The organism is Thalassolituus sp. UBA675 (assembly GCF_002297765.1).
GTDB lineage: Bacteria > Pseudomonadota > Gammaproteobacteria > Pseudomonadales > Oceanobacteraceae > Thalassolituus.
Genome location: NZ_DBNJ01000031.1, coordinates 1 through 26872 on the forward strand (window position 1 = coordinate 1; position 26872 = coordinate 26872).

Annotated in this window: 23 protein-coding genes and 1 tRNA gene; 15 read left to right on the forward strand and 9 right to left on the reverse strand. The window is 51.1% G+C overall.

Annotated elements, in window-relative coordinates:
• Positions 1-1073 precede the first annotated feature (1073 nt).
• From B3007_RS13345 to B3007_RS13380, 8 genes are all read left to right on the forward strand, one after another.
• Complete coding sequence (locus B3007_RS13345; protein ID WP_245820098.1) at positions 1074-2297, forward strand: hypothetical protein; 1224 nt, start codon at positions 1074-1076, stop codon at positions 2295-2297.
• A gap of 2 nt (positions 2298-2299) precedes the next feature.
• Positions 2300-4042, forward strand: a complete 1743-nt coding sequence (locus B3007_RS13350) for a hypothetical protein (protein WP_301378265.1) — start codon at positions 2300-2302, stop codon at positions 4040-4042.
• A 15-nt stretch (positions 4043-4057) separates the two neighbouring features.
• Complete coding sequence (locus tag B3007_RS13355; protein ID WP_068439146.1) at positions 4058-4696, forward strand: DUF6160 family protein; 639 nt, start codon at positions 4058-4060, stop codon at positions 4694-4696.
• A gap of 2 nt (positions 4697-4698) precedes the next feature.
• Entirely contained in the window at positions 4699-7359 is a 2661-nt protein-coding gene (locus B3007_RS13360) for a DUF6160 family protein (protein WP_301378267.1), read from the forward strand.
• Positions 7360-7430: 71 nt separating this feature from the next.
• Complete coding sequence (locus B3007_RS13365; protein WP_301378269.1) at positions 7431-8981, forward strand: 2-isopropylmalate synthase; 1551 nt, start codon at positions 7431-7433, stop codon at positions 8979-8981.
• A gap of 6 nt (positions 8982-8987) precedes the next feature.
• On the forward strand, positions 8988-9758 hold the full coding sequence (locus B3007_RS13370; RefSeq protein ID WP_068443714.1) for a hypothetical protein: 771 nt from the start codon (positions 8988-8990) through the stop codon (positions 9756-9758).
• A gap of 6 nt (positions 9759-9764) precedes the next feature.
• The gene (gene rimI / locus B3007_RS13375; RefSeq protein ID WP_068435719.1) at positions 9765-10211 is read left to right on the forward strand and encodes a ribosomal protein S18-alanine N-acetyltransferase; all 447 of its coding nucleotides are present in this window, start codon (positions 9765-9767) and stop codon (positions 10209-10211) included.
• Positions 10211-10870, forward strand: coding sequence for an energy-coupling factor ABC transporter permease (locus B3007_RS13380; protein ID WP_301378272.1), 660 nt, complete (start codon positions 10211-10213; stop codon positions 10868-10870). Before rimI ends, B3007_RS13380 begins: the two co-directional genes overlap by 1 nt.
• 26 nt (positions 10871-10896) lie before the next feature.
• Here B3007_RS13380 and B3007_RS13385 read toward each other — a convergent pair whose 3' ends face one another.
• Both B3007_RS13385 and B3007_RS13390 read right to left on the reverse strand, forming a co-directional pair.
• Positions 10897-11409 (reverse strand): response regulator transcription factor, encoded by a 513-nt coding sequence (locus tag B3007_RS13385; protein WP_297530786.1) that lies wholly within the window; start codon positions 11407-11409, stop codon positions 10897-10899.
• Positions 11406-12611 (reverse strand): ATP-binding protein, encoded by a 1206-nt coding sequence (locus B3007_RS13390; protein WP_301378275.1) that lies wholly within the window; start codon positions 12609-12611, stop codon positions 11406-11408. The genes B3007_RS13385 and B3007_RS13390 overlap by 4 nt, the downstream gene beginning before the upstream one ends.
• Positions 12612-12853: 242 nt before the next feature.
• On the opposite strand from B3007_RS13390, the gene argS reads away from it, so the two are divergent.
• On the forward strand, positions 12854-14539 hold the full coding sequence (gene argS / locus B3007_RS13395; RefSeq protein WP_297530782.1) for an arginine--tRNA ligase: 1686 nt from the start codon (positions 12854-12856) through the stop codon (positions 14537-14539).
• Between the two features lie 65 nt (positions 14540-14604).
• Positions 14605-15147, forward strand: a complete 543-nt coding sequence (locus B3007_RS13400) for an SPOR domain-containing protein (RefSeq protein WP_068435700.1) — start codon at positions 14605-14607, stop codon at positions 15145-15147.
• 430 nt (positions 15148-15577) lie between these two features.
• Here the strand turns inward: B3007_RS13400 and B3007_RS13405 are convergent, their stop codons facing one another.
• From B3007_RS13405 to B3007_RS13435, 7 genes are all read right to left on the reverse strand, one after another.
• Positions 15578-16477 (reverse strand): DUF4382 domain-containing protein, encoded by a 900-nt coding sequence (locus B3007_RS13405; RefSeq protein ID WP_301378277.1) that lies wholly within the window; start codon positions 16475-16477, stop codon positions 15578-15580.
• Between the two features lie 251 nt (positions 16478-16728).
• Positions 16729-16804: transfer RNA gene (locus B3007_RS13410), tRNA-Phe, on the reverse strand.
• An 85-nt stretch (positions 16805-16889) separates the two neighbouring features.
• Entirely contained in the window at positions 16890-17159 is a 270-nt protein-coding gene (locus tag B3007_RS13415) for an oxidative damage protection protein (RefSeq protein WP_068443793.1), read from the reverse strand.
• A gap of 2 nt (positions 17160-17161) precedes the next feature.
• Entirely contained in the window at positions 17162-18211 is a 1050-nt protein-coding gene (gene mutY / locus B3007_RS13420; protein ID WP_297530764.1) for an A/G-specific adenine glycosylase, read from the reverse strand.
• A gap of 46 nt (positions 18212-18257) precedes the next feature.
• Positions 18258-20669: a bifunctional diguanylate cyclase/phosphodiesterase gene (locus tag B3007_RS13425; protein ID WP_301378280.1), complete on the reverse strand. Its 2412-nt coding sequence runs from the start codon at positions 20667-20669 to the stop codon at positions 18258-18260.
• Positions 20670-20990: 321 nt separating this feature from the next.
• Positions 20991-21623 carry an MlaC/ttg2D family ABC transporter substrate-binding protein gene (locus B3007_RS13430; protein WP_301378282.1) on the reverse strand — a complete coding sequence of 211 codons (633 nt, stop codon included), beginning with the start codon at positions 21621-21623 and terminating at the stop codon, positions 20991-20993.
• 100 nt (positions 21624-21723) lie between these two features.
• Positions 21724-22131 (reverse strand): acetyl-CoA sensor PanZ family protein, encoded by a 408-nt coding sequence (locus B3007_RS13435; protein WP_301378283.1) that lies wholly within the window; start codon positions 22129-22131, stop codon positions 21724-21726.
• A gap of 150 nt (positions 22132-22281) precedes the next feature.
• Here B3007_RS13435 and hisB point away from each other — a divergent pair, with 150 nt between their 5' ends.
• The 5 genes from hisB (at position 22282) to B3007_RS13460 (ending at position 26861) form a co-directional block, all read left to right on the forward strand.
• Entirely contained in the window at positions 22282-22872 is a 591-nt protein-coding gene (gene hisB, locus B3007_RS13440; RefSeq protein WP_068443808.1) for an imidazoleglycerol-phosphate dehydratase HisB, read from the forward strand.
• Between the two features lie 30 nt (positions 22873-22902).
• Positions 22903-23535 carry an imidazole glycerol phosphate synthase subunit HisH gene (gene hisH / locus B3007_RS13445; RefSeq protein ID WP_301378343.1) on the forward strand — a complete coding sequence of 211 codons (633 nt, stop codon included), beginning with the start codon at positions 22903-22905 and terminating at the stop codon, positions 23533-23535.
• 55 nt (positions 23536-23590) lie between these two features.
• The gene (gene hisA / locus B3007_RS13450) at positions 23591-24331 is read left to right on the forward strand and encodes a 1-(5-phosphoribosyl)-5-[(5-phosphoribosylamino)methylideneamino]imidazole-4-carboxamide isomerase (RefSeq protein WP_076516341.1); all 741 of its coding nucleotides are present in this window, start codon (positions 23591-23593) and stop codon (positions 24329-24331) included.
• A 2-nt stretch (positions 24332-24333) separates the two neighbouring features.
• Positions 24334-25092: an imidazole glycerol phosphate synthase subunit HisF gene (hisF, locus tag B3007_RS13455; protein WP_068443815.1), complete on the forward strand. Its 759-nt coding sequence runs from the start codon at positions 24334-24336 to the stop codon at positions 25090-25092.
• A gap of 161 nt (positions 25093-25253) precedes the next feature.
• Entirely contained in the window at positions 25254-26861 is a 1608-nt protein-coding gene (locus B3007_RS13460; RefSeq protein WP_301378286.1) for a methyl-accepting chemotaxis protein, read from the forward strand.
• Positions 26862-26872: the final 11 nt, after the last annotated feature.

Consider the following 26872-nt stretch of genomic DNA (forward strand, 5'->3'; position numbering starts at 1 on the left):
GGGGGATCGTCTGGGATTTGGCAACCCCCTTCTTGCAGTGGGAGCCGATTAGGGCCGAGGTGACGTATCTTAGGTTTATTATGGTCTTTTTTGTTTTGCAAGCTCTTAAGCAAAATACTGTAAACTTCAGACCTCTACTTCAGCTCCGCCCTGAGAAAGTCCTCATCAAATATATTCTTCCTACATCTTAGGTGACATTGTTGCTTATAAAGCGCCAATTGCATAATCAAGCCATGAATCAACCACTTTAATCAGCATTTGAATGTCTTATCACTGTAAAGAGTACGCCCGTACCGCTATTACCCCTTGAAGCNNAGCTTAACGAACACGTCAAGGTCGATCGCGACCCCGGTCTATCCCAAAACCCCAGCAGGGTAACCTGCTGGGGTTTTTTCTTTTCTGGAACTTCAAAAAAGTATCAATGGCGTCGTGGTATCTACCTGCTACTTGGGTATTGGGTAGAATACGATAATCACTTTTACTACCTATCGGGCAGGCCGGTGATTGCATCCTGCATAACCGGCATTTCCGGTACGTCGGACCGCGCCATCTATGGCGGTCACGAGCGTCATGTGGGCAGCTTTGGACTCATTGAGGTGATCGTCAAGAACTAGGCGTCCCCGTCGGATGCGACTTCGATCTATTCAAAACCCCTGATTACTTACGCGGTCAGGGGGGGGCATTGCCCGAGAAAAACAATCCCGCAAGCTTCGCGTTGCGCCTCTATGAACCTGTCCGTGGATAAGCGTTCCAAACGCCTAACTTGGCTATATACTGAGTTTCAGAGGCTGGACCGCTTGCCTTAGCTATTGTGGTTCATAATGAGACAAATGGCGTCTATCTATGAGTTTATGCCGCTGATGCTCGAAATCGACGGCTCGTAAACGTCTTCTCACTGTAAAGAGTACGCTCGTACCGCTATTACCTCTTGAAGCAAAATCCCTAACGAATATCCTATAGGTAACAAGTATTCCAATAATAAAAACAAGCTGTCACCGAGTATCTATCTGTCCTGATATAGACTGGTTCTACAGTCGAAACGGTGTCTCTTGACCGACAAATGAGGTCGTGAAGTGAAAAACGTTCTCCGCCATCCGTTAACAATCGCAATGACAGCACTGTCTTTGCCAGTCTGCTCTTTAGAGGCTATCAGCGACCGGGAAATGGCTGATGTGTCTGGACAGGCATTTATCACTATCGATGCATCATCATACAGTGATGGCACTGGTGAATGGGCAGGGCAGTATGAGTTCACCAAGGTGAATCTAGGCTTAGATATTGAAACCCTGATGACCATTGATACGCTTAAGGTCGGTGAGTTTGAACGGACTGTAGGTGAAGACGGTACCGTGCCAATGACGGATGCTCAGGGGAATCCTGTGACTCAAAATGGGAACCTGGTGGCTCATGATGCTGATCTGATCATTGAGAACTTCGGCCTTGGCCGGGTAACCAACTATAAAGATGCAGTAAATGCCAGTATCGAAGAGTTTAAGATCCGTGATCCCTACATTGAACTTGCGTATAAAGTAGAGAACGGTGTTCGGAAGGTTGCGGGAGTACGTATCGGCTTCTCGGAAGCTCAGGGTTGGTTGTCAGGAGATCTTATCTCTTTAACAGGTAATTTGAATGGCCGTATTGAAGGGCCTGCCTCGGTGGTATATGACCAGAACTGTAATGGTCAGGGTACTGCGAGTTGGTTGCAGTGTATTGAACTAGGTTTGGCAGATGCTTTGGGTACGCAGTTGGTAAGTACAATCGACTTGGTTGATGGTGCTGTAGGTACCGCTGGTTATAGTTATGGCGCTGGTCGCGAGTTAAATGAAGATGGTGAGCTTCAAAACCCCGATAGCCCATATCTGGACGTCCCTTACCTTAAACGAGCTTCCTGGGCGGGTGTTCCGGGGGGTAGGAGCTTCACAGCTCCAGGTTCTGCGCTTGAATTTATTATTCCCGCGCTTACTGGGTCAGAAGACTGTACTGTTACGGGTACTCCCGCTTGTTTCCCTCTAACTAACTTTCAGAGTGTCTATGTCGGCGATGAAAGTGTTGACTTTGAGAATGGCGGCGGAGCTACAGGTGCGTTTGTATCTCTTCAGACTACTTCTGTTCCGTGGGAAGATTTTTCGGGTATCGAAGGCAGTGATCGCGTATTAACTCAGAGAGGAGCGTTTTTGAATATCGCTAAATTCGATTCTGGCTCTGGTGTGAAGTATCCACTCAACCTTGATTTGTTCAGTGCAACGAACGGTACGCCACGTCAGGCTACCTGTGTTGGTAGCCTGAAGGGGTGCTAATTATGAAAATCTTGCGATCTATGTTAATCACCTCGATGGTTGTCTCTGCTGCGGCATTTGCTGACTTGCAGGCTCTTGATGATAACCAGATGAGTGCGGCAACTGGTGAGGGGCTTGGGTTTGCCCTTGAAGATTTCGTTTTGGACACGGAAGGAGCTGAGCTTTCAGTAACAGGCATACAAAGCTCTGCGGGCGAAGAGATCGATATTAAGTGGACTAGCCTTTATGTTATGGGGGAAGGCAGTGAAGAGGGCTCCATTCGTACTCCAGGGCAGATTGGCAGTTACCTCCATCCGTACGTCATTCGCTCATTACGAGGCAGTGGTGGCCTCGATCCTAATGATCCTCTGTATAACGAAAAGTACGGTCAGATTAACAATGAACTGGCTCTACTTGAACTTGCAGCTGATGAGTACCAATCAGATGTCCAGAATAGCGCAACTTTTGCCACATTCTCGTACTATCAGGGGTGTGTTTGGGGGCAGCCTGGGTGTGACGACTTGGCAACGGTTGGCTCTAACGGAGTCGCAGTGCAAGCGATTACAAATGAAATTGATGCCCTGAATTCGTCCAGAGCGCAAATTGTAGATACCTATTCTCTGGCATTAGGCGCACTAGAAAATCAGATGAATAGTTACTACTTGAGTGAAATTGTTCCAAGGGAGGCCACTGTTGCACAGGAGCAAACGGAATACGACGCCGAGGTTGTTGAGCTCGGTCAGCGTCTGACTACGGCATTCGATGCTTATGAAGCTTTTATGGCTATTCGACCTCAAGCTGATTGTGAGTTTGGCGATAATTGTACCGGATTGAATGGTTCCGCATGTCCCGTAATCGGGGGAGGTGCTTGCCGGGATGCTCGGACCGCATACAACGATTCTTACGACTCCTACGAGGAACAGCAGTCGGTACGCCAGGATGCATATAACGATCTTATTGAAGCACGTAAAGATCTGGCCGCTGCCAACAATGATTCCGATAGTTTTGGGCCTGCAGGCTCTTATATTGAAGCGGTCAATAATGTAGAAGAATTCAAGGTGCTGTGTGGTTTGGATTCGAGCGATTTTGGCTCGTGCGACGGTGGCCTGATCACGCGCAAGGGAGAAACAAAAGATGGTATCGAAAGTGTTTCAATAGCTTTGGCAAGTGGTGTGGAGCGCAGGGATGGCCTGGATGTGGGTGCATCCTTCGAATTCGCAGTGAACTCAGTAAATCCTGATGGCTCAACCAGCCCACGTACCGACTACATCGATATCAACATGAAAGGGCTGTTTATCGATGGAACTGCGTTCCGTCTTTGGTCTGCTCCTGACGAGCAGGGTGACGATGAGCTGAATGCTGAGATTCGCTTGAATCTATTTATCAAAGAGTTGGATATCAGTGTTTGTGATCCTTCGGTTTGTGACAATGATCCTGTAGCCAAGGAGGCTTCTACTCTAAACTTGGACAACATGTTTGTCAGTCTTAACCTGGGTTACGGCGAGATTCAGCCAATGCGTCTGTCTGCTACGTCGGATGGTAACTTCGAATTTGAGCTGACCAAGCTCCGTCCTGGTGATGATGTCGACACCAGTAGCCAGGAAGACATGCAAGCTTTCTATGATGATTACTATGAAAACTCACCGAAGAGCTTTATATCAATCAGTGACGTGCGGATAGGCAACAGTCCGGACGCTAGCCTCGGTAGTATCACTGTAGATGGTTTGCGTGCTCAGTACCTTAAAGTTACCAGTCGCGACCTGTAATAGGTGGAGGTCAGAATGACAATTAATAAATTAGTACTTTCTCTATCCACATTGATGGTCGCAACTTCGTCAATGGCCGAGATGGAAGCAATTGATGATTTCGATTTGTCCGAAATCTCCGGTAAGGGTGGTGTTTATCTCTCTGGTGAGTTCGCGATCAACAAAGATGGTGGACCCCTTTGGGACGATCCTAATGAGGTCTCAGGCTTCACTCCAGGTACCCGTCCTATATTCGACGGCGCCGGTAACATCGTTGGCTCTGAAGAATGCGAAAACGGGATCTGTGGTTTGCGTCTCGCTATCAAATTGAATGAGAACAGTGAAGGTTGGTACGTTCTGGATGACGTTTCTGGTGGCATGTCCTTTGAAGGACTAACGCTTCAGACGGAAACTTTGACGACTGCAACAAACTATGACGTTTGGGTTGATGGTGGCTTCGAAGAAAAAGCGGTTGACGATGAGGTTCTAAAAATCGGGCTGCCAGGGACCATTACGTTCAACGATTTTAAGTTTAAGTTCGCTGTGGCTAACAATGGTGAATTTGGTGTACCTCTTCAGGATGGAACCGCATTTCGTCAAACCGAAATATTTGGCGTTCAGCTAGACGGCAATATCACTGTCGGTGGTAACTTACTCCTGTTTCCGGTGGATTGATTATGAAGAATACTACTTTGACGTTAAGTGCGCTCACACTCGCGGTTCAGGCTGTATCAGTATCGGCATTAGAAGCGCTTGATGATGAGACCATGGCGAATGTATCTGGTCAGTCTGGCGTGACGATTGAGCTTGACCCAGGGCAGCTGGATATTGGTGAAATCAGCTACAGCCAGGACGGTGTTGCGGCCAATATGCGTGACATCAATATCAACTCCAGTATTGGCTCTGCCTCGGTAACGACGATAGATATTGACTCTGACGGTACCCTTAATCTGTTCAATCAGCTTGGTGCTCGCGAGTTTACCGTTGGCGGCGTTGGCATGACCGGCACCACTGGTATTACTAATGATTTCTTCAGCCTTCGCGGTGCTACTCAGGCCTACAGTAATGGCGGGACCGCAGACGATTTTTCTGACGATACTGGTGTATTTCGTCTGAATATGGGCGATGACGGTAACGGAAATCTTGCGTTTGATGGTTCTCAAGTAGGCGTCTTCTTTGACGGTCTTCACTTTGGTGATGACGGTATGGAGTGGATTATTGATGACCTGGCGATGTCGGCCATTATTAATTATGGTCGCCTCATCGTTAATGAGGGCAGTGTTGAATTTGATTTTGGTACTTTTGAGAACCGAGGCCTACGCCTGACCTATGAGGCAGCTGCGATTGGTCTGTCTAATGATCCTAATATCGCCGTTGGTGATTACGGTGATCCTGATTCAGCAGGTTATTTGCTTGGTGACACGTTCGGTTCACTGAGTGTCGACCTTGAGGCGTACGGTACTTTCACCATTGAAGGAGGAGGTGCAGACATCGGTGAGGGGATTACCTTCATTCCTGCGCTTACGCTTATCAATGACGACGCTGATCGTCCTGCGTTTAAGTACACTGATGACGGTTACGTGATTCTCGCTCGTAACTTTCGTGGCGACTTCAGTACAGAGTCTGGTTTGACTCTCGACTTTGAAGAAGACGATGCTAATAATCCCTATCTGGCACTGCGCTACGAAGATCTGACCTTCTCATTCAGCTTAGATGACCTGGTACTTGGTGATGAAAACGGAGCAGCTTTGGGTAGCTTCCGCGGACAGGTGCTTTTCCAGGATGGCTTAGTTGATGGGATTGAGCGTAAAAACTATCTGCATTTATTCCCAGGCGGCGATATTGCAAGTGCTGATGGTTCAACTCAGCAGGGTGTGACGGCACAAGTGGGTTGGAATATCGTATCTGCAGATCCACTGGCTGACCCAAATGGTGGTGACTTCACGACGCCAGGCAACTTCGCTGGTAAAACTGCAGCTGAAAGTAATACCTATTTCGCCATGAATGATGATGGCAACTGGGTTTACTTCAACGGTTTCAACGGCTGGGGTGAAGGCGAAGTTTCACTTGATCTTACTTCTGGCCCAGATATGGCGTCGTTGCCTTCGGATTACTATGCCAACCCTTACAACTCTGCGACTGGTCAGTTCGACGAAAATGTAGGTTACGATCGTGAAAACAAGGTTGGTACTTACGATGGCCTGCGTATCGACTTCAAAGATTTACGCGGAGAGTACAGCTTCTCGGGCGTAACTGTTGGTACTAGTGAAGAAGAGGCAATGGACTCCCCTTACATGGGTGGTACTGAGCTGCTTCTGGCGATGGAAGTATTTCCATCATACAGTTTTACCCTCAATGGTAACCTGACGATTGCACCAGGCGGCCAGATTAATAGTGACGGTATCGGTGGCACACAAGGTCTGACACTTAACGGTGACCTGCGAATCACTGATGGCGATGCTGAGATTACAGTGGATGAATTCGGTCGTGGGGTTTGGTTAACAGGTGTAACCTATGACCTCCACATGCGTGGTGCTTCTATCGACGTAACCGAAGATGGTTTGACCTTTAACAAAGGGCTGACGTGGTCGACCATTCAGGTAGGCCAGTACAATAGCGCTACGGGTGAAATCGAGGGCGGTATTATCTTCGGCTCACGAGATGATGGTGATAATTTAGGTGCCTTCACGCTCGAGCGTCTAGAGGATGGCACTACGATTTCAGTAGCGTCGGGTGGTGCAGGTCAGGTTTGTATTGGCGGCTCACTCAACGCTGGAGGCACTGATTGTGCGGGCGCTGGTCGTTTCGAAGATCGCGGAGAGCAAGGGCTGACTATCAAAGTTAAGGCGAAGTTTGCAGAGGCTCCTACTGACGTGAACGATCCTAATTATTATCGCTACCTTGGCAAAGGTAATCGCTTCTCTTGGACACAGACAAATGGTACGACCCTGACTCTTGATAACTTCAGCACCCAGGATGGTCCTCAGGGCGGGAACGACTACGGTCTGAATATTGATCTTAAGCTTGATGTTGCAAGAACAGCAGTGCGTGCAAGTTTTATTGATGAGGACGGTGACGGTAATACGGACAATGACTTTGATGGTGATGGTCGTCCTGATTTGATCGATACAAATGGTCAGTATATTCAGGAGTCCGAGATCCCGGAACGTGGCCCTCTTGGCTTCGCAGTATTCGGTCGGGTTCACTTTAAACAGCTGAACATCGATGGTCTGAAGATTGCTGCGACTCCAGACAGTACGCCTCAGACACTGATCAGTCAGATTGTTGTTCAGAATGCGGATATTCAGGCTAACCTGACGGCCACTCCAATCCGCTAACCTTCCTTTGCTGCGATGTCCGATGATCAGGCGTATACTGTACGCCTGAATCATCGGCATCGGAGTCTCTTATGAGCCAGCAGAATCGCCTGGTTATTTTCGACACTACAATGCGTGACGGCGAGCAAAGCCCGGGCGCATCAATGACCAAAGAAGAAAAAGTCCGCATCGGTAAAGCGCTCGAAAAAATGCGCGTCGATGTTATGGAGGCAGGTTTCGCAGCTGCCAGCCCCGGAGACTTTGCGGCTATTGAGGCCGTTGCCTCTTCTGTGCGCGAGAGCACTGTATGCAGTCTTGCACGAGCGGTTGATCGTGATATTGAACAAGCGGCTGCAGCGTTGAAAAATGCAGAGCGTGCTCGTATTCATACCTTCATTGCGACTTCACCTATCCATATGCAGTACAAGCTGCGTATGGAGCCAAATGCCGTTATTGATCAAGCAGTGCGAGCGGTGAAGAAAGCGCGTGGACTGGTTGAAGACGTCGAATTTTCTTGTGAAGACGCGGGCCGCTCAGAAATCGATTTTCTATGCCGTATTATCGAAGCAGCTATTGATGCGGGTGCCAGCACGATTAACATCCCTGATACCGTTGGCTATGCGATTCCAGAAGAGTTCGGAAATACTATTCGAACACTGATTGAGCGTATCCCTAACGCGGATAAGGCGATTTTCTCTGTTCACTGCCACAACGACCTGGGTCTGGCGGTAGCCAACTCTCTCGCCGCAGTGACTAATGGTGCTCGTCAGGTTGAGTGTACGATTAATGGTCTGGGGGAACGCGCCGGTAATGCCTCTCTTGAAGAAGTGGTCATGGCAACCCGCACCCGCCAGGATCTGTTCAACATCGAGACCGGTATTGATACAACTCATATCGTGCCGACGTCGCGGCTCGTTTCGAGCATCACGGGTTTCCCTGTTCAGCCGAATAAAGCAATTGTGGGTGCCAATGCCTTTGCTCACGAATCCGGTATCCACCAGGATGGTGTTCTTAAGCACCGCGAGACCTATGAGATCATGAAGGCAGAAGACGTAGGCTGGGGTGCGAACCGCATGGTGATGGGCAAGCACTCGGGACGTGCCGCCTTCCGCAGTCGTTTGCAGGAGCTGGGAGTTACGTTTGAGACGGACGCAGCTTTGAATGACGCTTTTGCTCGCTTCAAGGATCTTGCTGATAAGAAGCATGAGATCTTCGATGAAGACCTGCAGGCACTGGTCACAGAAAGCCGCTCGGCCTCTCTGCCTGATGTCTATAGCTTGGTATCGCTTGAGAGTCACTCGGCTACCGGTGAAACGCCTGTGAGTGAAATCGTCATCAGCAAAGATGGCGCCGAGCATCGCAGCAAAGCGGAAGGTAGCGGCCCTGTGGATGCAGCTCTGCGTGCTATTGAAGATGTCGCTAAGTCCGGCGCTAACCTCTTGCTGTACTCGGTGAATGCGATTACGGAAGGCACTGACTCTCAGGGTGAGGTGACTGTGCGTCTTGAAAAGGCGGGCCGTATTGTCAACGGCAGCGGTGCGGATACCGACATTGTTGTCGCATCAGCAAAGGCGTACATCCATGCACTGAATCTTCTGGTCAGCACTAACGATCGTACGCACCCTCAGAACGACGGCGTTTAACGGCGTATGTTAGAGCAGCGTCGGGTCGATTATCTCAAGTCGATGGGCATCACAGTGTGGCTGCCCAGACGAGAGCTGCCTCATGCCCCAGCGTCTCGCTGGATGGCTGAGGACTCGCCGTCGGAGCGTCATGAGCATATTCACATCGAGTCGACGCACGATCATGCGCGCCCGGTTGCTGCAGCGGATCTGTTGCGGGCCGGCCAACCTATGCCAGCGCATCCTCAGGTGGCAGCAGAAATCGCCAACGACGCAGTTTCAGAGCCAGCAAAGCCTGCAGACACTAAGCCTCTGACGCCTGTTAGTTCAGAGCCAACTGAGCAGACAGGTGTTGCGGCGGCTCTTCCCTCTGTACCTTCTGGCGAACCGCCGAGGTTTGCTCTGGAGTTTATGCAACTGAGCGGGTCAGGAATCTGGGTTGTTGATGCGAATATTCCACTTGAGCAGGTAACTCCTTTCGCCGGAAGGGTGCTGGCCGCGTTTGGAATGAAGCCGTCTGTAGTACCTCAGCCAGTATCTTTCCGCTGGCCCTTTATAGAGTCTCGTCATCAGGATCAGAGCGAAGCTGTTGCGGTTCAGGCTTTGAAGGCTCAATGGCAGTATTTCAGCAGTCAGGGCGCCGGGTACGTCATTACCGTCGGTGAAAACGCTCAGAGCTGGATGAACAGAATAGACGTTAAAGAGCACTTTCATATTCCTGATCTGGAAGCACTGATGTCTTCAGCATCGGCCAAGCGTGCTCTGTGGCTGTCATTGTATGCTCTGGCAGAACGGTAGGGGTCTATGACTGATATCCGGGTAGGCGGGATAGAAGACCTTGAGACGGTGATGGAAATTGAGCAAGCCGCTCATCAGTATCCATGGTCAGAAAAAATCATGACGCGCTACCTGCGCAAGCCAGATTCCGTTTGGGTATTGGAGGTCGACGGTGAGCATTCCGCACATGCGGTAATCTCTGCTGTGGCTGATGAGGCAGAGTTGTTGATGATCAGCGTCAGGCCTGAAATGCAGGGGCGAGGGTACGGTAAAGCACTGCTTGCACGTGTAAGTCAGTGGCTGCAGGAGAAAGGTATTATTTCTTTCTTTCTCGAAGTCCGTGAGTCAAATGAGAGTGCCATCGGCCTATATGAGTCGCTTGGTTTCAATGAGGTCGGCAGGAGGCCTGGATATTATCCTCACCCCGACGGCAGGGAAGATGCTTTGATTTATTCATTGGAGCTCTGTGATTAATGGTCTCTGAACTCAGTAGCCATACTGCGTTAATTCTTTCCTGGCTGATATCGGCCCCCCTCCTTTTTTATACGATCAAAACCATCAACTGGGCTGCATTTTCGCATCATTCCGGCGTACAGCATTTCTTTCTCGGGAGCCTGTTGGTCGTGTCCGGATTCTGGTTTATGCGGGCGGGAGTTCGTCCGGGGCTGGATTTTCATATTATTGCAGCCACGGCGCTGACGCTACTGATGGGGTGGCGCCTGGCGTTATTAAATATGGCTGTTGTACTGGTTGTGATGGTGTTTCTTGGTGTTATCGAGCCGGAGGCCTGGGCGTTATCTTTCCTGCTGGGTGCGGCAATTCCGGTATTCGCCGCCTATCAGTTTTTTCTCAATGTTTATCGGCGGATGCCACACAACCCGTTTATTTATATTCTCGTGGCAGGCTTTCTCAATGCTGGATTTACACAGGTTGTCTACGCCTGCTCCGTGTCCGGTTGGTACTGGTTTGAAGGTATTTACACTCTGGAGCAGATCTGGCGGGATTATCTCAGGATGCTCCCCTTGATGATGTTCCCTGAGGGGATAACGAACGGGATGTTTATCGCCGGGATGGTCAGCTTCCATCCTCGTTGGTTAAGTACCTTCGACGAAGACTCGTATTTCAATTACTGAACAGTACTTTAAAAACTCAATGAGTATCAGCGCGGAGCATATTTCTGGAGTTTTCGTTGCAGGGTCCGGCGATGCATATTCAAGGCTCTGGCGGTCGCTGAAATATTACCGTCGTTTTCATTCAGAACTCGTTGAATGTGCTCCCACTCCATCCTGTCGACACTCATCACCTCTGCTTGCTGATCACCTACAGGCCTGCCTTCGAAAGTAGAAATAAGGTCCTGTAATGTTGCAGGTTTATGCAGGTAGTTATCGGCGCCACGTTTTACGGCTTCGACTGCGGTAGGAATACTTGCGTAGCCTGTCAGAACGATAATTGACGCATCAGGCCAGCGCTGTTTCATTGGAGAAATAAGATCAAGACCAGAGCTGTGCTCAAGCCGTAAATCAAGAATGATTCGCTGTGGAGCATGAGATACGTCCTTAAGCTCGTCCGGGCTACGGATGAAGGTCGCTTCAGCGCCACTTCGTTCAAGGCTGCGGCACAGTACCCGCCCGAAATGTTCGTCATCATCAACGATCAGATAACGTAATGTCATACGCTGACCCTCCGCGTCACGATGGGGAGTTTCAAGTGACTCAGGCTGCCGCCCGAGTTCAGAGCTTTAAGATGAATACTGCCACCAAACTGCTCAATGCTGGCATTACTCAGGTAAAGGCCGATTCCCATCCCGTGTTCTTTCTGACTGGCAAATACAGCCTCTTCGCTGATATGACTGGCCGCTTCTGGGTCTGGCTGAATAATATCGAGTTCCCAGAAATCAGAGGTCACACGCGAACGCAACTGCACGGGTCTCTGCCCAGCTTCGGCGGCGTTATCGAGCAGGTTTAATAATGCCTGATCAAGAAGCGGAGACGCCGGAATGAGAGCGGTTGCCTTGCAATCCAGCTCATCCCATAAGGCATGGGGTTTACTCAACCGCCAGCGGTGGAGTTGGCGTAATAGCCATTCCTCGGCATCGTGTTCTGAATGAGCGTTGCTTTGTCGGCCCGCCATTGCCAGTTGCTGGAGTGAATGTCGGCAGCGCTCCACCTGCTGGCGCATTACCGAAATATCCTCATCGCTAACTTCGTGCTCGGTGGCCTCATCGAGCAGCATATCCAGAGTCATAAGAGGCGTGCCCATTTCATGAGCGGTGCCTGCTGCGAGCGTAGCGATACCAATGAGTTGCTCGTTCTTTAGTTGTCGCTCCCGTAGAGCCTGAATCTCAATAACATGCCGCTGTCGATCTCGCACCAGTGCGGGCAGAAACGCGGCGATAATGAGTGTACTGAGAACAAAGGTCAGCCACATGCCCCCAAGGTGCCAGTCAAACAAGGAGCCTTTACCATCCATGCCCATCGCCAGCGGTGTATACCACTGCGTCAGTACGCTGTAATCCAGAATCAGTGTGCCGGCCACTATGAGTGCGCGATAGCGGTTAAGGCTGTAGGCCGAGACAACCATCAACACCAGAAAGTACGAGATCACAGGGTTTGTCGCCCCTCCACTAAAAAACAGCAGTGCCGTCATCAGCTGGGTTTCGGCGACGATATTCAATAGCAGGGCGTCTTGCCCCATTCGCTTTGAAGCCTGCCAGAAAGGTAGGGCGATCAGTGGGATATAACCTGCGAGCACCCACCAGATGATGGGGGGCAGATTAAAACCCACGAATGCGAGCCAGAACAGCAGTACGAGCCAGATCAGAGCGACCGAAAACCTGAGCAGGCCGAGGCGCGTGAGCGTATTACCAAAATTCAATCCGATGACCCCTGACTTCCGGACAAAGTGGCATTTTCATTGAATTTACAGCATACCACTTACAGCAGGAGTATTCTGGAAAGAGGTCATGACCTGAGTCATGCCTGGTCGCGAAACACCCCGTGCCTTTACTTCTGGCAACGGCGCCATTATCGACGCAGTTGCGTGCTTCAACCTTTGCGCTAATTTTGCGATAATCCGCCCCCTTCTGAATAACACACTTCTCCGGGCCGGATCTCTATATGAAACCTCAGATTGCCGAGTTACTTAGTGCCGCTGTCAGCGTTCTGAAAGAGCAGAATGTACTTCCAGCAGACCTTGAACCGCGAATTCAGGTCGATAACACCCGCGATAAAGCACACGGTGATCTGGCAACCAACCTGGCGATGATGCTGGCAAAGCCTGCTGGTAAGAATCCACGTGAGCTTGCTCAGCTGGTGGTCGATGCGCTGCCAGAAAGCAGCCTCGTCGAGAAAACTGAAATCGCTGGCCCAGGTTTTATCAATTTCTATCTGAGTGATGAATCAACGTCGTCACTGGTTAAGGCCGTTCTGGATCAGAAGAACAACTATGGTCGCTCTGATGTTGGCCAGGGCAAAAAGGTGCAGGTCGAATTTGTGTCGGCCAACCCGACCGGGCCACTGCATATCGGTCATGGTCGTGGAGCCGCAGTGGGCGACTGCCTGTGCCGCCTGCTTGAAGCAACCGGCTGGGATGTGACGCGCGAGTTTTATTACAACGATGCAGGTCAGCAGATTAACAACCTGGCCCTTTCAGTACAGGCGCGCTGCAAAGGTCTGACACCGGATGACCCAAGTTGGCCGGAAGACGGCTATCGCGGAGAGTACATTATCGATCTCGCCGAAAGCTTTATGCGTGGTGATACCGTATCGTCTGAAGATCAGAGCTTCACTGGCACTAAAGACGCTGAAGACCTTGAGGGTATCCGCCACTTTGCCGTTGCCTACCTGCGGAACGAGCAGGATCTTGATCTGAAAGCTTTCGGTGTCGACTTTGATGTCTACTTCCTTGAATCCTCGCTCTACACCGAGGGCAAAGTTGAAGAAGCCGTTCAGACCCTGATTAAAAATGGTTACACCTACGAAGATGGCGGGGCTCTCTGGCTGCGCACCACCGACTTTGGTGACGACAAAGACCGTGTAATGCGTAAAACAGACGGTGGTTACACCTACTTCGTACCGGATGTGGCCTACCACCTGAACAAATGGCAGCGTGGTTTTACTCGCGTCATTAACGAGCAGGGTGCCGATCACCACTCAACCATTACCCGTGTGCGTGCAGGTCTACAGGCGCTGAACGCTGGTATTCCAGAAGGCTGGCCGGGTTATGTACTGCACCAGATGGTGACAGTGATGCGTGGCGGTGAAGAAGTTAAGATCTCCAAGCGCGCGGGCAGCTACGTCACTCTGCGTGACCTGATCGACGAAGTCGGTCGCGATGCCACCCGTTACTTCCTTGCAGCTCGTAAGGCCGATGGTCAGCTGACGTTTGATATCGACCTGGCTCGCTCCCAGTCGTCAGATAACCCTGTGTACTACGTTCAGTACGCGCATGCGCGGGTATGCTCGATTTTCCGCAAACTGGCTGAAGCAGGTCAGAGCTGGGATGCTGAAACGGGCCTAGCGGCGTTGGGCGCACTGACGCTTGAGACAGAAAAAGAAATGATGGTTAAGGTCGGTCGCTTCCCTGAAGTCGTACGTCGCGCTGCCGATGCGAGCGAACCTCACCAGATTGCTAACTTCCTGAGAGAACTGGCTGGTGATTTCCACACCTGGTACAACTCAGAGAAAACTCTGGTAGATGATGCCGACCTGCGTAACGCGCGTCTGGCTCTGGCTGAGTCTGTGCGTCAGGTTCTGCATAACGGCCTGTATCTTTTGGGCGTCAGCGCACCGGAAGAAATGTAATCGGTCACAGTAATACCGGAAGAGTATGGTAGTGTGATCGCGAAAGTATTTCCCTGGGTAAGTTGATGTCTGATAACAGCTCTAAAGTACCGGCCTGGGTGTGGGTAACCACACCCGCTATCGCTATCGGTTTTGTCGGTTTTATTTTTTATCTCTCGACGATTCCGGCGGGCGACGAACTCGAAGCCGTTCGTGGTGATGCACGTAAAGTACTTGAAGAAAGCGCGGCAAAAGCCCGCGAAGATGCGGCGAAAATCGAGAGTAAGGTGAAACCTTCTTATGATTTTTACCGCCTGCTGGAAAAGCAGACCGTTGAAGTACCTGACGTCGAAGAGTACAAATCGACCCCAAAAGACGCTGCCGCCAAGTATGAGTACCGTCTTCAGGCCGGCTCGTTCCGCTCAGACCGTGATGCGGACCGTATGCGTGCAGAGCTGATTCTCGAAGGCTTACCTGCATACCTTGAAAGCAGTGCGGTCAATGGCTCAACCTGGCACCGTGTATTTGTCGGACCTTATACCGACCGCTCCAAACTCAATAAAGCGCAGGACATTCTCGTCAGCCGCAATGTCAGCCCTCTGGTGCTGAAACAGAAAGTCAGCGACTGAGATCAATTACAGGCTGGCTTTAGCTTGCCGGGCTTCCCGGGCTGTGTAACATTGAATTCATAGTCCTCAGAGGAGTCGTCCATGTCACTATTCCCAACGCGGGGCATGCGCCGGCCTTATTGTCGGACGAAGAGATCTCTGCAGTGCGCGATTTTTTGACGATGTAACTTAATGTAAGGCCTGTAAACAACAAAAAGCCACAGACTGTTTCTGGAAGAATTAGTGCTCATGGTTCTTACTATAAACAGTCGTTCATGGTTTCAGGGTTGCGGGCAATGGAAGAAACAGAACTCAGCCAACCGGCGTTTTTACATGTTCATATTATCGGTGCGTTCGCGTCAGCCAGCATACTCATGTTGGTGATGTTAGTGGGCTGAGGGGGAAGGGGGTGTAGCGGCACCTCCTTGTGCCATAGCTTGCGTCGAAACGCTTATTCAGGGTTAGCATCTACCGTTACTGTACCGTCGGTTTCGATAGTAACCACCGCACTTACGAAGCTGAAACCTTCGCCCTGACCAAATTCTTCGTCATCCACTTCCGGATCATCCAACTCAGCCTGACATGTCACAGCCACCGTATAATCGCCTGGTGTCAGGTAAGACGCCGTGTACGAAAGTTCAGCATCGACTGACGCTGTTGCCACTGGCTCGTCGTCGGTTCCCAGGTCGTCTGGTTCTGTAACCTCACCTTCATAGACATACACCGCTTTCGTGTCTTCGCTGTTGCAAAGTTCAGAAGACAAGGTGCCGGTAATCGAGCCGTAATCGGCCAGATCAATCAAACGGATCGTCGGGCGTAGCTTGTATTCGCCATTGCCTGTCACTGTAATCGCCTTACGCAGGTCGAAGTCCAGCATGAAAGAGACTGACTCATCGGCCGTCACAGTGAAACCACTGACGAGTTTCAGACCCGTCTGCTCACCGCTTGGAATCTCAAGCTCAAACGAGCCATCGGCAAATGAAATATAAGTATCGTTATTTCCTTCGGTGTCTACCATCAGGCGGATCTGTGAATACTCACCTGCTTCAACTTCAAAGTCAGTAAACAGTTCCACACTGTTGCCGGCCTGATAATCCAACAGGTTAATCTGCTTTGGCTCATCGAACGTCAGTTCTTCCTGTGTTTCATCATCTTTAATCAGAACAACACCAGAGAACTGTACGTATACGCCAAGTGCTGAATTTACCGGCGCATCAGTCACACTCATGGATACTTTACCGGTCTCGCCGTCATCATTACTGCTGCTATCACCACCGCAGCCAGTCAGAATTAAAGCCGACGTCGCGACTGCCAGAAGTGACGGTTTCAGTGAACCAGAAGAAATAAACATACAAACTCCAAAGTCAATGAGGTTATTAATCTGTACGCGTATGTATCTAAAGGTTCCTTTATTTTTTGTTACGTAACTTTTCGTTGAAGTGGTGTGGCTCGATCTATCATCAAGCAATACACGGCCGCAGGCCGCCCGGAGGGGCAAAGCCAGGGATGGCTTTGATGAATCGAACGAGTTCGATGGAGTGTTTCACTTTCTTGTAAGCAATAAAAAAGCCCGTACATTTCTGTACGAGCTTTTCGAATAAGTGGTGCCCAGAGGCGGAATCGAACCACCGACACGCGGATTTTCAATCCGCTGCTCTACCGACTGAGCTATCTGGGCATCTCATCAGGACTGTCCGTCCGTTGAGTGGCGCGTATTAAACCGCGCTCGCCGCATACTGTCAACAGCTATTCAGCGATTTTTCTTAATTTTCAGGAACATAGCCTTCTGCCTGATCAAAATCACCGCCGCTGAGAAACTTCTCGCGCTGTTCTGTCAGGTACTTGCGGGCTTCGGGGTCCATTACGCTCAGGTGCTTCTCGTTAATCAGGCGTTTCTGGTGTTCTGTCCATTCTTCCCACGCTTTCGCAGAGACGGTCTGCATAATTTTTTCACCGGCCGGTCCGGGGAAAGGCGGAGTGGTCAGAGCGGGGAGTTCTTCACCGTATTTGCGACAGTGTACCGTGTTGGCCATGCTTACTCCTGAGTGATCAATGTAAGTAGTTTCTTCACCGGTGCAGCCAGACCAATGGCGCTTGGTGAGGAGGTATTGTACCAGTGGACGTTGTTTTCATGCACCGTGGCTGCTGGCCGTTTTATTTTTACGTGCACAGGGGTGATGTCCAGGTGGTAGTGAGAAAAGGTGTGCCTGAAGGTATTCAGAACCTGAGTCTCAGCCTCTGTATGGCCTGTCTCGCTGAGAAGAACCTGCTCCGTTTCAGCGGTGTCTCCGACTTCGGGAAAGCTCCAGAGCCCGCCCCATATTCCGCTCTGAGGCCGCTGCTTCAGTAAAAGCTCACCCTGTTCGTTTTCAAAAATCACCATCACGGTACTTTTTACTGGTTTTTCTTTCTTTGGCTTGCTGTTCGGGTACTGCGTTGGATTACCTTCAGCGTACCCCTGGCAGTCAGGCTGCAGCGGGCAAATACCACAGGCGGGTTTAGAGCGTGTGCAAAGAGTCGCACCCAGGTCCATCATTGCCTGCGTATACTGCTGGTGGCTGTGTTCTGGGGTCAGTCGGCCAGCAATCTCCCAGAGCTGTTTTTCAACCGCAGTGGTGCCCGGCCAGCCCGGGATCGCATAGAAGCGGGTCAGTACGCGTTTGACGTTGCCATCGAGGATAGGTGCGCGGATGCCCATACTAATAGAAGCGATAGCCCCTGCGGTTGAGCGGCCTATGCCGGGTAAGTCGCTTAACTCTTCAACCGATCTGGGAAACTCACCATCGTATTCGCTAACAACTGTCTGAGCGCATTTGTGCAGGTTTCTTCCGCGTGCGTAGTAGCCGAGGCCAGTCCAGTGGTGGAGCACGTCATCCTGAGTGGCGTTGGCGAGCGCTTCGACAGTTGGGAAGCTGTCCATAAAGCGCTCATAGTAAGGAATAACGGTGGCGACCTGAGTCTGCTGTAGCATGATCTCAGACACCCATACACGGTACGGCGTGATGTTCTGTTGCCAGGGAAGATGCTTGCGACCGTGAACCTCATACCAGGCGAGCACGGTCTCACTGAATGCTGAGTCTTTCATGGTGTCCGGTTTCTGTTAAAACGGCGGGCAGTATGAAGGATCTGACTCAGATTTCGTAGCTGTTGCTGCGTCGCTCAGCAGAGATCACAAGGTATTGATGCAGCTGCCCGAGAGATAGCGGACGGCTGAACAGGTAGCCCTGACCCTCATCACAGTTATTCAGGCGCAGATACTGGAGTTGTTCATCCGTCTCTACGCCTTCGGCGACCACGTTCAGGTCGAGCTTGTGGGCCATCGCGATCACCGCTGCGGTGATCGCCATGTCGTTCTTATCATCCGGAATATCCATGACAAACGAACGGTCCACTTTTAGCACATCAATCGGGAAACGCTTGATGTAGGAGAGTGACGAGTACCCGGTACCGAAGTCATCAATGGCGATAGACACACCTGTCGATTTGATCTCCTGCATGATGCGGATGGCCGCTTCAACATCATCCATCAGCGTACTTTCGGTGATTTCCAGTTCCAGACAGCGCGGTGGAATCTCGGTGATCTCAAGCACATTGCGGATACGACCGGCGAGATCCGGGTCGGTGAACTGTTTGGCTGACAGGTTGACCGCAACTTTGGCATTCGTAGGCATGATGTTCTTGCGGATCAGGCTACTGATCTGGCGGCACGCCTGCTCAAGAACCCAGTTACCAATATCAATGATCTGGCCGGTTTCTTCAGCGACCGGAATAAAGTTATCCGGCGTAATAATGCCCTTGTCTGGGTGTTGCCAGCGGATCAGCGTTTCGACGCCTGTGGTGCGGTAGTCGAACAGGCTGATCTTTGGTTGATAGAACAGGGTGAACTGATTCCGTTCTATCGCTTCGTTGATCTCTTTCTCGATGGCGAGGTGCTCGAGAATAGAGTGATTCATCTCTTCCGAGAAAAACTGGAAGTTGTTGCGGCCCTGCTCTTTGGCAGAGTACATGGCCAGGTCAGCATTTTTCATCAACACGTTGGTGTCGGTGGAGTCATCGGGCGTCATGGTGATGCCGATACTGACTGAGGTAAGGATATCCTGGCCTTTGACGCGAATGGGTTTCGACATTGCGCGCAGAATCTTTTCTGCAACGGCGCGTACATCCTGCACAGAACTGATGTCTGTCAGCAGAATTGTGAATTCATCACCACCGATCCTCGATACCGTATCGTTTTCCCGCACTGTGTTACTCAGGCGGTTCGATACTTCTTTGAGAAGAACGTCGCCAGCATCGTGCCCGAGCGTATCGTTGACGCGCTTGAACTGGTCCATATCCAGAAACATCAGGGCCATGGACTTGCCGGAACGGAGCGCTCCCTTCACTGAGGTCACCAGGCGATTCTTAAACAGACGCCGGTTTGCTAACCCTGTCAGTGGGTCGAAGAAGGCGAGGGTTTCCATCTGCACCTGAGCCGCTTTCAGTTCAGAAATATCTGAAATTGCACCTAAGTAGCCAAGTAGCTGGCCGTCGCGGTCGTAGAGCGCACTCGCCATCAGGTGGATCCAGGTGTAAGCCATGTCCGGGCGGGTCAGGCGGATCTCCAGAGCAATACTCTCCTGATCCAGAATCAGCCGGTTCCAGGCTTCCTGAACATTCACAAGATCTTTCGGGTTGATCATCTCGAACCAGTCCTGAAGATCAGGGTGGTCGTTGGTCATACCGTGAATATCACGCCAGCGCTGATTCACGTACTGCAGGTTCTGGTTGGGATCGACCTGGAAAATACCGACAGGAGACAGGGCGGTTAGCTTTCTGAAGCGTTCTTCAGATGCTTTTAGCGACTGGTTTTCATCATCAATGGTGGTCAGCAGGCGGTTAAACAGATCGACCAGATCACCGAGTTCGTCGTTATTCGTCTTGGTTGCACGAATCGAATAGACCTTCTTGTTCAGGATTTCGGTCAGGGTATCGCTCAGCTCCCGCATTGGCCTGGAGATCACATCTTTGAGCTTATTGGCGAGGAATAGCGCAAGTGCGAACGCTGTCAGCATAATGATGAGTGAGAACACCAGAAACTGGAAAAAACGTTCGAGCAAATGATCCCGGCTGCTTTCGATATACAGCGTGCCTATTGGCTCTTCGGCGCGGGTGACCGGAAAAAAGCGCGAGAAGTTATAGGTCTTAAGAGTATCGACGCGTGGCAGGTAATTCGGGCAATCGATGCGCTCGTGGGCCTTGGAGTGATAACTGGCCGCCAGTGTCTGGTCCTGACGATAAATACAGCCACGCACGATCGCACTGTCTGACTGCAGTGTGTTCAGGTTGCTTTCAAGCAGTGCCTTATCATTAAACGTCAGAGCCGCAGTGATACGGTCTGATATGACGTCACCGAGCACCTGTAACTTATTCTCCGTGTCCCGCTTGGCCAGATAATACTCGAGCGAAATATAGGCAAAGTTAGCCAGTAGGAGTGTCAGGCCGGTGGTGATTAATGAAATAAGAACAAGGCGCCGGCGTAAGGACTGGGTCTTGAAAAGCGTCATGGCACTACTCTCCCGACGAGAGTGTTGTTTGGCAGCCAAGGAAGCGCTCCTTCCTGAAGTGTCATTTTGATGTACATACAGCTGCCAATCATACTGTGCCGGTTATCCGAATAAACGCGCTCTACAGAGTGCGTCGTCAGTTATCTGAATTCAAGACGGCCAATACGGCCTTTTTATGGTCACTTTTTATTATGTGGCGCATTTTGAGGCGCCTTAGTGGAGTTCCCAATCACATCAGTTTAGTACTAATTCGCGGGCTTTACCGGTGGCGGGTCACAAAAAAAGCCGCTGGTCAGCGGCTTTTTCGACAGAATCTGAGGCTTAAGAGCCTGCCTGAAGCTCTTCAGGGTCGTATGGTTTGACGGGTTCGCTTTCCAGCTCTGTAATAAGTTCGCCGATACTGATGTTCTGTAAGCGATCAGAGAGCTGCGTGCGATAGGTTTTCACCATGCTCAGGCCTGAAATTACGGCGTCGTATACCAGCCAGTCGCCAGACTCTTTGTTTTCATACAAACGGAAATCTACTGGGACTTTGTTGCCATTGGTCTGGGTGAACTGGCCCTTCACGATAGCGCGGCCACCGTCCGGGCTGTAGCGGGTATCTGAGAACTCCAGAGTCTCGCCGCTGAATGCCTTGAAAGCACCGCCATAAGTACGTAGCTGACGATCACGGAAAATCGTGATGAAACGCTGCTGTTCCTCAGGCGTAGCACGGCGCCAGTATTTACCCAGTGCACCCATCGCGATCTTTTCTTGGTCGATGGCAGGCAGAATGTATTCTTGTACCAGACGCTCAACCATCTGGGCGTCGCGCTCTTCAGGTTCGGTTTTCTTCAGTTCAGCAATCACGCCATTGGTGGCTTGCTCAACCACTTTCAGTGGCTTGTCGTCACTGGCGAAAGTCTGCGTTACCGCAAACATCATCAGCGTAAACAGGGAGAGTATTTTTAACACGGTTACGTCCTTATCATTTTTGGTCAGTATCTAACGATACGTCGCAGCTGCCTAGACGGATGTTCACAATTATTTGTTACATCTGTGCAACAGTGGCTGCTCAAACAGTCCTTTTGTAGACCAACAGGTTACCCTGACGTTCAAAGTTTCTGCGTACGATGGCTTCTGATAGTGAGTCTTCACTATCGACAAACTCCAGGGTCAGTCGCTCCTCATCCGCCCATTTGCACAGAAAATGCAGCATCTGGTGCATAACACCACGGCGCTGAGTAATACGACGAACGCCAGCATTTGCCAGTCTTACGTGGTCGCCATTCCGTTCTGCCAGTAACGCGCCAATGATGCGGTCGTTAAATCTACCAGCAATAACCCAGCGATTCTGATTAATCCACTCGCGCAGGTGCGTATCAACGGCAAGCCCGTGGGGCTCGGTTTCGCTGCGGATTTTCTCAAAGTCTGCGAAGTCGTCTTCAGTTGGCTCAGTCAGGTGCTCCAGTTTTACCGGCACATCAGGCTCCTGTTCGTTGGCTTGTTCACGGTGTGGTGCATCAGTCAGGCAGGATTTCGTACTTTCAGAAGCTTCCGGCCTACTTTCTGGTGCGCTTTGCTTTATAATGCTTTCTTTTCTGTTTTGCGAGAGTCCGGAGACAATCTCACTATGGCACGCACGGCGTCAGTAGAGCGTAACACGCTCGAAACCCAGATTACCGTTAAGATCAACCTTGATGGCACGGGTCAGGCCAAATTCGACACCGGTGTTCCCTTTCTGGAGCACATGATGGATCAGATCGCGCGCCATGGCCTGATTGATCTGGATATCACCTGCAAAGGCGATACTCATATCGATGATCACCATACGGTTGAGGATATCGGCATCACCTTAGGGCAGGCGTTCGCACAGGCGATCGGCGATAAAAAAGGCATCGTCCGCTATGGTCATTCGTATGTACCGCTGGACGAGGCACTGTCACGTGTTGTGATCGACTTCTCTGGCCGTCCGGGTCTGGATATGAAGGTCGACTTTACCCGTGCTGCGATCGGCCGTCTGGATACTCAGTTATTCTGGGAGTTCTTTCAGGGCTTCGTGAATCACGCCAAAGTCACGCTCCACATTGATAACCTCAAAGGCTTCAATGCGCACCACCAGGCAGAGACGATCTTCAAAGCGTTCGGTCGGGCATTGCGTATGGCGGTTGAGCAGGACCCTCGTATGGCCGGCGTGACACCATCGACCAAGGGCAGTCTGTAAGAGGTCGGAACAGTGACAGTTAACAGTAAGATTTGTGCCGTTATTGATTACGGCATGGGCAATCTGCACTCCGCTCACGGTGCTCTTCAGAGTGTGGCTCCAGATACTCAGGTACTGGTTACCGGTGACCCAGAGGTGATCCTCAGAGCTGACCATGTGGTATTGCCCGGTGTCGGTGCTATCCGTGACTGTATGGCTGAGATTTATGCTCAGGGTATTGATGCTGTTGTGCGTGAAGTTGCGGCGTCGAAGCCTTTGCTCGGTATCTGTGTTGGTCTGCAGGCCATGATGGAGCGCAGCGAAGAAAACGGCGGTGTTGACGGTCTTGGGCTGTTCCGCGGTCAGGTTAAGTACTTTGGCGATGACCTGAGAGAAAACGGTGAGCGCCTGAAAGTACCCCACATGGGCTGGAACACAGTAAGTCAGGGAAAACACCCGCTCTGGAATGGCATTGCCGACGATACCCGTTTCTACTTTGTTCACTCATACCATGTAAAAGCAGAGAATGAGGAACAGGTGAAAGGCCGCGGCCACTATGGTGTCGATTTTGCCGCTGCCATGGGGCAGGACAATGTTTTCGCCGTCCAGTTTCACCCCGAAAAAAGCCACAATGCGGGTCTCGCATTACTCAAGAACTTCCTGAACTGGGATGGTCAGGCCTGATCTGGCCGCCCGGTTAATGATTCAAATTTAAGGTTACTCTTTTAAGGTTATTCTCATGCTCGTTATTCCTGCTATTGATCTCAAAGATGGCCAGTGCGTTCGCCTCCGTCAGGGCCGTATGGATGATTCCACCGTGTTTGGTGATGATCCTGTGTCTATGGCAAAGCGCTGGGTCGATGCGGGCTGCCGTCGTCTGCACCTCGTTGACCTGAATGGTGCGTTTGCCGGTGAGCCAGTGAATGGCGAAGCCGTGACCTCAATTGCTAAAGCCTTCCCGGACCTGCCGATTCAGATTGGTGGCGGTATCCGTTCACTGGAAACCATTGAGCACTACATCAAAGCGGGCGTGAACTACGTCATTATTGGTACGAAAGCCGTTAAAGAACCTGCGTTTGTAAAAGAAGCCTGTGACGCTTTCCCGGGCCACGTGATTGTCGGTCTGGATGCACAGGACGGTTTCGTTGCAACTGACGGTTGGGCTGAAGTCTCTGAAGTAAAAGCCGTTGATCTGGCGAAGCAGTTCCGCAACGATGGCGTATCAGCAATTGTGTACACCGATATCGCTCGTGACGGCATGATGCAGGGCGTGAACGTTGAAGCGACCGTTCAGCTGGCAGAAGAGGGTGGTATTCCTGTGATTGCATCAGGTGGTGTCACCAACATCGAAGATATCCGTCAGCTGTCGAAGGTGGCTTCCCGCGGTATTCTGGGTGCGATCACTGGCCGTGCAATTTATGAAGGTACGCTGGATGTTGCTGAAGCTCAGACTCTTTCAGACGAACTCACAGGTAAATAATCATGGCTCTGGCGAAGCGCATTATTCCGTGTCTGGATGTTGATAAAGGTCGCGTTGTAAAAGGCGTCAACTTCGTTGGTATCCGCGATGCGGGTGATCCGGTCGAAATTGCTAAGCGCTATAACGATCAGGGCGCGGATGAAATTACCTTTCTCGATATTACCGCCAGCCACGAAGAGCGTGAAACCACAGTTCATATGGTAGAAGCGATCGCCGAGCAGGTGTTTATTCCCCTGACTGTTGGCGGTGGTATTCGTGAAATTGCCGACATCCGTAACATGCTGAATGCTGGTGCCGACAAAGTATCGATTAACTCGGCTGCGGTTTATAACCCGGATTTTGTGCGCGCAGCGGCGGACAAGTTCGGCTCGCAGTGTATTGTGGTTGCGATTGATGCGAAGCAGGTAGATGACCACTGGGAAATTTTCACCCATGGTGGCCGTAAGCCGACCGGCATTAATGCGGTGGAGTGGGCTGTGAAAATGGCCGACTTCGGCGCCGGTGAAATCCTGCTGACCAGCATGGATCGTGATGGTGTTAAAACCGGCTTTGACCTGGGTGTCACCAAAGCCATCTCGGATGCGGTCAATATCCCGGTGATTGCGTCAGGCGGTGTGGGTAACCTTGATCACCTGGTCGATGGTGTAAAACTTGGTGGCGCTGACGCCGTTCTTGCGGCGAGTATTTTCCACTTCGGTGAATATACGGTCCAGCAGGCAAAAGAGCACATGGCTGCCGCTGGCATCGAAATGCGCCTCTAATTAATTCTGTCTTTATTTGTCACTCTTCGGTGGCCTGACTGGCCATCGAATTTCTGTCGATCTCCACAAAAGCGTCTACTCTGAAGGCAGAGCTGTTCTTCTTTATCTGAGAAACAGCAGACTTTCTAACTGAACTCTGCCCGCAGGCTGAGAGTGGCGCAATGACTCAATTTCAATCCGTGAAGTGGAAGATACTCACACCTATGATCCTGGTTTTCCTGCTGATCATGGTATTTATCAACCTGTATTCCTCACATCAACAGAAAGCGCGTCTTCTGGAGACTACCGAGCAGCATCTGAATCAGGTGCTCGACAATTATCTTGATGGCATCAATATGCTGATGCTGACCGGCAGCATGGCAAGCCGGGATACTCTGCGAGATAAGTTTGCTCAGCAGGACGGCATCGAAGAAGTGCGCGTATTGCGTGCCGACGCCGTAAACAAGCTATTCGGTCCGGGGTTTCCGAGCGAGAAACCTCAGGACGAATACGATCGCCGTGCACTGAACGGCGAAGCTGTATCGTTTGTTGAAACCGTAAATGGTGAACGTAAGCTCACGGTTATTGAGCCTTACATCGCTGTTGAGAACCGTCATGGCACTAATTGCCTTGGTTGTCATCAGGTTGCCGAGGGGACCGTTCTTGGTGCGGGGCGGATTACATACTCTCTCGCGGAGGAAGACAGCCAGGTGCTGGGAGATCTCATCAATAGCAGCCTGATGAACGCCGTTCTTATGATTGCCGGACTTTCCGGTATTTATTTTGTGATTTATCGCATCGTGATTCAGCCACTGCGTCGCCTGGAAAGAACGATGGGGCAGATAGGTACGAACTCTGACCTGACCCTGCGTGTAAACCTCGGCACCAATGATGAATTCAGCCGGGTCGAAGAAGCGACTAACCGCATGCTGAATAGCTTTCAGCCGGCGATCAGTGATTTATCTCATACCATGTCTGAGCTGTCTGGGGTGTCGGGAGAACTGGCATTAATCACCCGTGAAACGCGGGATGGAATGGGTGAGCAGCAACGTGAGAGTAAAGACCTGCTGGTGGCGGTAGAAGAGCTATCAGACGCTGCCGGGCGAGTGAACGAAAGTGCGGTAAACGCCGAAACAGCGGCCGTATCGGCGAAAGAGAATGCCGAGGGCGGTAGCGAAGTCGTTGTTCAGGTGACAGGCACGATTCAGGAGCTCGCGGCAGAAGTTGAGAACGCCGTGACGGTTGTACGGCAACTTGCTGAAGATACGCAGGGGATTGGTCACGTTGCGAAATCGATCAATGAAATCGCTGAACAGACGAACCTGCTTGCTCTTAATGCGGCGATTGAGGCTGCGAGAGCAGGTGAGCAGGGGCGTGGTTTTGCCGTGGTCGCTGACGAAGTCCGTAGTCTGGCAATCCGGACTCAGGATTCAACCAAAGAGATTAACGACATCATTGAGCGTCTGGTCAGTGTTTCTGAGAAAGCCGTTCAGGTGATGGATGCCAGTAAAGACCGTGCGCAGCAGGGTGTTCAGGATACAGAGCGTGCCCGCGAAGCACTTCAACAGATTGCAACAGGTGTTGAGAATATTCGCTCAATGAACAGCAGAATTTCTGCAGCGGCGGATAATCAGAACAATGTGGTCTCAAGAATTAACGAGAACATCCGTGTAATCAGTCAGGCTTCTGAGCAAACCCTGAGTGCCTCAGGGAGAACCTTTGAGCACAGTAACGACCTTGGTCAGATAGTGCAGCGGTTACGGGAAATTGTCGAGCGCTTCAGGGTGTGAAGCATGTTTGC

Coding starts and splice junctions, on each gene's coding strand:
- B3007_RS13350 (WP_301378265.1), top strand. CDS start 2,300: ATGAAAATCTTGCGATCTATGTTAATCACCTCGATGGTTGTCTCTGCT.
- B3007_RS13355 (WP_068439146.1), top strand. CDS start 4,058: ATGACAATTAATAAATTAGTACTTTCTCTATCCACATTGATGGTCGCA.
- B3007_RS13360 (WP_301378267.1), top strand. CDS start 4,699: ATGAAGAATACTACTTTGACGTTAAGTGCGCTCACACTCGCGGTTCAG.
- B3007_RS13365 (WP_301378269.1), top strand. CDS start 7,431: ATGAGCCAGCAGAATCGCCTGGTTATTTTCGACACTACAATGCGTGAC.
- B3007_RS13370 (WP_068443714.1), top strand. CDS start 8,988: ATGTTAGAGCAGCGTCGGGTCGATTATCTCAAGTCGATGGGCATCACA.
- rimI (WP_068435719.1), top strand. CDS start 9,765: ATGACTGATATCCGGGTAGGCGGGATAGAAGACCTTGAGACGGTGATG.
- B3007_RS13380 (WP_301378272.1), top strand. CDS start 10,211: ATGGTCTCTGAACTCAGTAGCCATACTGCGTTAATTCTTTCCTGGCTG.
- B3007_RS13385 (WP_297530786.1), bottom strand. CDS start 11,409: ATGACATTACGTTATCTGATCGTTGATGATGACGAACATTTCGGGCGG.
- argS (WP_297530782.1), top strand. CDS start 12,854: ATGAAACCTCAGATTGCCGAGTTACTTAGTGCCGCTGTCAGCGTTCTG.
- B3007_RS13400 (WP_068435700.1), top strand. CDS start 14,605: ATGTCTGATAACAGCTCTAAAGTACCGGCCTGGGTGTGGGTAACCACA.
- B3007_RS13405 (WP_301378277.1), bottom strand. CDS start 16,477: ATGTTTATTTCTTCTGGTTCACTGAAACCGTCACTTCTGGCAGTCGCG.
- B3007_RS13415 (WP_068443793.1), bottom strand. CDS start 17,159: ATGGCCAACACGGTACACTGTCGCAAATACGGTGAAGAACTCCCCGCT.
- mutY (WP_297530764.1), bottom strand. CDS start 18,211: ATGAAAGACTCAGCATTCAGTGAGACCGTGCTCGCCTGGTATGAGGTT.
- B3007_RS13425 (WP_301378280.1), bottom strand. CDS start 20,669: ATGACGCTTTTCAAGACCCAGTCCTTACGCCGGCGCCTTGTTCTTATT.
- hisB (WP_068443808.1), top strand. CDS start 22,282: ATGGCACGCACGGCGTCAGTAGAGCGTAACACGCTCGAAACCCAGATT.
- hisA (WP_076516341.1), top strand. CDS start 23,591: ATGCTCGTTATTCCTGCTATTGATCTCAAAGATGGCCAGTGCGTTCGC.
- hisF (WP_068443815.1), top strand. CDS start 24,334: ATGGCTCTGGCGAAGCGCATTATTCCGTGTCTGGATGTTGATAAAGGT.
- B3007_RS13460 (WP_301378286.1), top strand. CDS start 25,254: ATGACTCAATTTCAATCCGTGAAGTGGAAGATACTCACACCTATGATC.